Genomic DNA, 5,302 nt, shown 5'->3' with positions numbered 1-5,302 from the left:
AAGCCCTTCATCGTGCGAACGGTAAAACCCCAGGCCTCGGCCAGTTCGATAGCCTCCTGGTTATGCGTGCCGGTGTACCACATCGCCAGCACCGCGTTTTCGGCAGCAAGTTCCCAAGCCGGAAGGCGCTTGATGTCGATGAGCTTCATGGTGGAGTAGTGATCTGCAGCGGCGCCGTTGCTGATGGTGTTGCCGTAAGACCAAGGGGGATCGACATACAGAAGTGAGTATTTCGCTGTCATGCCGCCTCCTGCCTTTCCCGATATTCCTCAGCGAGCCGCTGGGCCTTTAATGGATTGCTGACCACTTCACCCCATGGCATTAACCAGCCGTTACCAGTGAAGGAAAGGCGTAGTGTGCCAACCATGATGTCGTCGTGAGCGTGAGTCATAGGATGGACTCCATTTCGTCGATGTAGAGGCCCTGAGCAATGAGGCGGCGACGGCGTGCGGCACGCGCTATGCACTCCTGCCGTCTACCTTCCTGCGATTGTTCAATGGCGCGCCGGGTGAACAGCCGTGATTTGCCTTGCGGCGTTACGACCTTTGGCTTGCTGGCCAAGTTAAATTTCCGGTCGCAGATGCCGTCCTCGTTGATCCATTTTTCCGACTCAACGATCTGCGCTATCTGTCCGGAGCCGCGGGTGATGCCGTTGGCGACCCGGTTGAACTCGATGAGCGTTACGCCGAACTTCTCGGCGATTTCACTACCGGTTACCGGGCGGCCGCGCGTCTGAATCATCCAGATAACGCGTTCACGGAGGCCGGAGAATTGCCCGGTTCGCCCGGGCCTGCGGTAGAAGGGGGTGCGTTTCATTTCCACTGCTCCCCGAACGTAAAGCCTATTTCCGCCAGCGCCTCGTCCATCTTCTCGATGAACTCCGGCACCATTTCATTGAAATCGGACATGTACTGCGGGTCACGCTCAACGACGACGTGGTGAATGCCTTCGCGTTTCATGCGCGGGTCGTAGTTGGCAAAGAACCAGGCGTCTTTTCCGGTCACCCACATACTGTACTGCACCTGAGCCATGTACTCTGACTTGATGGCCTCAAAACCGCCGAGGCGGAATTTCATGAAGTCGCGGGAGGTGAACGGGCATTTCAACTCAAGGCCGAAATTGTTACTGCAAAGGCCGTCAGGGGAGCACGCGGTGCGCATGCTCTCGTCACGGAACAGGATCGGAGACTCCGTGACTTTCACGTCGGTGGTGAACTCGAAGAGGGTGCGGGCGTCTTCCTCGTACTGTTTTCCCCAGGCCAGCGCCTTGGCGTTAACCTCTGGCGCGACGCCGGTGCAAACCTCGGCGAGTAGGGTGTGGAAGTAGGACATCTTCATGCCCGTCCATTGGGTGCCGGAGCGCGGCTTGGAAATGACGTTGTGCACTTCAGAGGCTGTGATAACGCCGAGGCGCAGCCGGTGCCACGCCTCATCGCCCTGTTGGATAGTTGTTACGTCAATGCCAGTTCGGGAAAGGATAATTTCTGGTGTCATGCTGCCGCCTTAGCCCTTTTCTGAAGGAAGCCAAACCCTTTCTGTGCCTCCTCTTCAGTGAGTTCTGACGCCTCAAGAATTTGCCGTTTGAAGATGTCGCTGCACAGTGGTAGGAAGTCTTTCTCCCAGTCTTTATCCAGAGTTGATAAGAGATCGGTTATCGCCTGAAGCGTTTCTTCGCTTGCTGCTGGTGGAAGCGCTTCTGTGGTGTTGCGCGGCGTGACGTCACGGATATCTACGTCCAGTGATTTGCCTTCCATTTCTTCGGCGGTAGGCTGCTGTCCAATCTCAGGCCATGCCTTACGCAACGCCTGGGCTTCAGCGCATTTCGCCAGCTGTCCGTATGGGCGTTTTTTCCACATTGCATTCGGCGCCGTGGTGTCGCGGCCACCGGTGGCATAGTTCTCAATCCAGTATTCTTTGGCGCTGAACTCGACGATCTCTCCACTGGGCATGCGCTTGTAGACGGTGTATTTGCACCACTGAGGGAAGGTCACCTCGACACCAGAAAGCGTCTGCGTCGTGTCTGGACCGAACTCTGGTTCGCGGGCACCGGCATAATCACCTGAGCGGTCCGCCTGAATGCGGTAAAGCCCGATGCCCGGCATTACCACGTCACGCCATTCGCTTTTACCCGTTCTTGAGTCTTTGACGCTCATCGGCACGAGGTGAACAGGCTTCAGCAACGGATCCAACTGGCGGGCACGGCAGTAATCGAGCGCCATCATTACCGATTCGTCTTTGGCGCCAGGGTAGATACTGTTCTTCAGCGCGCTCCAGGTAGCGACGTCGATACCTTTTTCCGCCAGCGCACTCGCCGTGATTGTTAATTCGTTTGCCATCGTTAATCCCCTCAAAAATTAAAACGGGCAGCCGGTACGGTGTTCCCAGTCGTATTCCGCCTGGGCGTAAGCAACTGCCGAAATGAAATCGTTGTAGGCCTCGCCAGCTTTATCGCTGCGAAGTCCTTCGTATGGGCTGGAGTCAATCGGGATCGTGAAGTGGAAGAGGCCGGACGGCTCTTTTGGCATCATGTCGATAATTTGCTGCGCCCGGTCGTCAATCCACTTCTCTTTCTCGTCGGTGAGTTGCTGCTCAACCCATCGCCGATCTTCGATGCGGTCGTAAGTAAGGAATGCGTTCATGGTTGCCTCAGTAATGAATTTTCGCGCAGGGGATCAGGTCATCCTTCAGTGCAGTTAGCACTTCGATAGCCTGTTCGCGGGTTAAGCTGGTGTTATTGGTGAGCGCGTTAACGATGTTGGTGCAGACCGTCTTGCGGTGCTTCACGTCAGCTTCACGCTTTGCCTGCTCATCGGCTTTGCGCTTCTCTTCCGCCAAGCGGGCTTCTTCTGCCTGTTTTGCTTTCAGGCGTTCAGCTTCTACCGCCGCGGCTTTTTCGCGTTCCGCCCGGGCTTCCGCTTCCTGCTTCTCACGTGCCGCACGCTGCTCCGTTTCAATGCGTTGGCGTTCCGCTGCTTCAGCACGCGCTTTCTCTTCAGCTTCACGGCGCGCTGCAGCTTCTATCTCTGCTTTGTGATTCGCTTCGGCATCTCGGCGGGCCCGTTCTGCCGCTTCCCGGCGAATATTTTCCTCGCGTTCCAGTCGAGCTTTTTCTTCCGCTTCTTTACGAAGGCGCTCAAGCTCTGCTGCTTCATGCTCACGCTGCTTTGCGACGATCAGGGCAGCTTCAAGCTGTTGGATGGTGGTGTCTTTAGCCACTCCAGCTTCAGCTGCTAATTCCTGCCAGCTCTCATCAAGTGCAACAGCTTTTGCTGACTCAATGCGCTGCTGAATTTCAACTGACGGCAGGTAACTACCCACGCCATCAATCACATCAGCCAAAGATCGCAAATCAGCAAGCCGCTGCTGCAGCGCTTCCTTTCTTGCCGACTCGGCGTTTTCCCAGTCTGTGAGCGGTTTGCGTACTTCATCCTTCAGCGCGTCCAGCCGTTCACGCACAATGCGGCGGCTTTCGTCGATCTGCTTCGGCAGGGCTTTAAGCTCAGCTACCAAATCCTTACCGGCGTTGTCGATGTAAGTTTTGGAACGGGCAACCTTATGCGCCATGGATGCGATAGCGTCGCGGCCTTTGCGGGTCGACACATCCGGCACCAGGCTGCGAGCTTCTTTCTCGATCGCCTCAATAATCGGGTCGAGCTGCTCTTTGGTGGTGAATACCGCCATTGCGTTCTGTTTCTCAATGACGACTAAATCCGTTACTTCGCTCATGGTTTCTCCTGAAATTTGGATGTGCAGATCCCGCCCGCAGAAAGCCAGGCCGATCGGTTGAATAGGGTGGTTGGTATCAGTGAACCATCGGCTCGCCGCGCTCATTCAGCAGCACAACGACGGAATCACTTTTGATGATGGTTTTTTCGAAGATGTTGAAGGCGTACAGGCCTTTCTCAACATTCGCAGAGGCGCGATAGGTTTTGCCGTGGTGTTGCAGCATTGTGCCCGGTAAAACCTCGCTACGTGGCACTGATGCGGTGCCATAGTGAATTCCAATCATACCTTCACCTCAACCTGTTTCAGGAGGCCAGCGATATGCATCTGCCAGCGGTTAAGCACCAGCTTTTCACGCGGTGCAGATACTGACGTCAGTTGCCACTCGTTATCGTTGAGCTTTTTGGCGGTGTACTGCTTGCCGTTGTGGGTGACTTTCATGATGCCTCCCGGGCGCGAAGCATTGCGTCGGCAATTAAAAATGACTGTTTAACAATTTCAGGCGCAGCTAATCCCCAAGTGTCAGGGTGAGAGCAGATTCCAGCCAAAGCCTTTGCTGCGAAGTAGTCGCGCACGGTTAAACCTCGACCTCCAAAATCTTCGCTATCCCATGAGTTTATTTCAGGAGTGCATACACCTGATCGTGGAAACGCTGGACCGCCTGTTTTGTTGCTCATAAATCCTCTTGGCCTTATCGCGGCGAACGGAACGGTTAATACAAGACTTCAACGCATTTATTCAGTGTTTCAATGGGCGGTGGATGGCCGCCGGTTGTCATAACTAAGCCGCCTCGGTGAAGCGACTGAGGTATGAAAAAGGCCGCTGGTTAGGCGGCCCTGAGTTTGTTGACGTAATTCATGCACGCTGTTGGGCTGCATGTTCGCCATGTGGCTTTATGCTGCATCCGCTTGCTTGGCGGGTAATAAGCAACAGTCCCTTGCGGTGTGCGAAAAATTAGAGTGTTTTCTCCCTCTTCGAACTCAACCCCGTTGCGCTGAAAGAATGCCTTCATCCCTTCATGTGCTGAGTTGCGCGCTATCCTGCGCCGATCTTTAAGTTCTGGCTTCATGTCTCGCCAAAACTCTCCCATCGTATAATCGTCGTCTGCCATAAAACCCTCTGTCGTTACCCGCTGATGCGGGAGAAATGCTTTATCTATCAGCTTCTACAACTCATCACGAATCTGTGAGAGTGTGCTGATCGCCTGGTAATGACCGCGACGCTGCTCATCTGTTTTGAACGCACGCATATCGTCTTTTATCGATGCGATTGCCTTATTCAGAACTTCCACTTGCGCTTCTTTAATCGCCTGTTTGCGTGGCTTCTGACGCTTCTTAGGAAGGTCTCTTAAACACGCCGGAATGTATGTCTGAGTCATAAAAAATCCTCTTGTGATTCAGCACAGCCCACTCAGGTTCAAATGGACTGGAATAAATCTTTTTTCGCTTTGCCATAATTGCCGCTCTCCCTGAGCCCGCCTATGGTCCGACGCATGGTTTACTGTCGCGCCGTTCGACTGACCGAATCTCCACTTCGCCGCTGGCTAACTTCGCTCAGCTGTCGATGTTTCGTTTCGATGG

At 54.4% G+C, this 5,302-nt stretch carries 12 protein-coding genes; all 12 read right to left on the bottom strand.

Annotation, left to right across the window (positions count from 1 at the left end; all coding sequences use genetic code 11):
- A partial coding sequence (locus ACOTX4_RS25395) for an MT-A70 family methyltransferase (RefSeq protein WP_421635492.1) occupies positions 1-242 on the bottom strand: 242 nt, incomplete at its 3' end.
- Positions 239-391, bottom strand: coding sequence for a DUF1317 family protein (locus ACOTX4_RS25390; protein WP_045330321.1), 153 nt, complete (start codon positions 389-391; stop codon positions 239-241). The genes ACOTX4_RS25390 and ACOTX4_RS25395, both read right to left, overlap by 4 nt.
- A complete protein-coding gene (locus tag ACOTX4_RS25385) occupies positions 388-816 on the bottom strand; it encodes a regulator (RefSeq protein WP_161652688.1) in 429 nt (142 codons plus the stop codon). The genes ACOTX4_RS25390 and ACOTX4_RS25385 overlap by 4 nt, the downstream gene beginning before the upstream one ends.
- Positions 813-1,493 carry a lambda exonuclease family protein gene (locus ACOTX4_RS25380; protein ID WP_161652689.1) on the bottom strand — a complete coding sequence of 227 codons (681 nt, stop codon included), beginning with the start codon at positions 1,491-1,493 and terminating at the stop codon, positions 813-815. Before ACOTX4_RS25380 ends, ACOTX4_RS25385 begins: the two co-directional genes overlap by 4 nt.
- The gene (bet, locus tag ACOTX4_RS25375) at positions 1,490-2,335 is read right to left on the bottom strand and encodes a phage recombination protein Bet (protein ID WP_161652690.1); all 846 of its coding nucleotides are present in this window, start codon (positions 2,333-2,335) and stop codon (positions 1,490-1,492) included. Before bet ends, ACOTX4_RS25380 begins: the two co-directional genes overlap by 4 nt.
- Positions 2,336-2,353: 18 nt before the next feature.
- Positions 2,354-2,638, bottom strand: coding sequence for a host nuclease inhibitor GamL (gene gamL, locus ACOTX4_RS25370; RefSeq protein ID WP_100185473.1), 285 nt, complete (start codon positions 2,636-2,638; stop codon positions 2,354-2,356).
- Between the two features lie 7 nt (positions 2,639-2,645).
- On the bottom strand, positions 2,646-3,725 hold the full coding sequence (locus ACOTX4_RS25365; RefSeq protein ID WP_421635491.1) for a hypothetical protein: 1,080 nt from the start codon (positions 3,723-3,725) through the stop codon (positions 2,646-2,648).
- A gap of 76 nt (positions 3,726-3,801) precedes the next feature.
- Positions 3,802-4,008: a cell division protein FtsZ gene (locus ACOTX4_RS25360; protein ID WP_047359556.1), complete on the bottom strand. Its 207-nt coding sequence runs from the start codon at positions 4,006-4,008 to the stop codon at positions 3,802-3,804.
- Positions 4,005-4,163 (bottom strand): hypothetical protein, encoded by a 159-nt coding sequence (locus ACOTX4_RS25355; RefSeq protein ID WP_185870011.1) that lies wholly within the window; start codon positions 4,161-4,163, stop codon positions 4,005-4,007. Before ACOTX4_RS25355 ends, ACOTX4_RS25360 begins: the two co-directional genes overlap by 4 nt.
- A complete protein-coding gene (locus tag ACOTX4_RS25350) occupies positions 4,160-4,399 on the bottom strand; it encodes a hypothetical protein (RefSeq protein WP_421635490.1) in 240 nt (79 codons plus the stop codon). Before ACOTX4_RS25350 ends, ACOTX4_RS25355 begins: the two co-directional genes overlap by 4 nt.
- A gap of 149 nt (positions 4,400-4,548) precedes the next feature.
- Positions 4,549-4,833, bottom strand: a complete 285-nt coding sequence (locus tag ACOTX4_RS25345; protein ID WP_407223123.1) for a hypothetical protein — start codon at positions 4,831-4,833, stop codon at positions 4,549-4,551.
- A gap of 54 nt (positions 4,834-4,887) precedes the next feature.
- Positions 4,888-5,100 (bottom strand): hypothetical protein, encoded by a 213-nt coding sequence (locus ACOTX4_RS25340; protein ID WP_180261300.1) that lies wholly within the window; start codon positions 5,098-5,100, stop codon positions 4,888-4,890.
- Between the last annotated feature and the right edge of the window lie 202 nt (positions 5,101-5,302).

This window comes from Enterobacter cloacae complex sp. IR5459, assembly GCF_049238005.1.
Classification (GTDB): Bacteria; Pseudomonadota; Gammaproteobacteria; order Enterobacterales; family Enterobacteriaceae; genus Enterobacter; species Enterobacter hormaechei_C.
The sequence above is the reverse complement of the archived record's forward strand: the minus strand, read 5'-3'. Positions and strand labels throughout refer to the sequence as shown.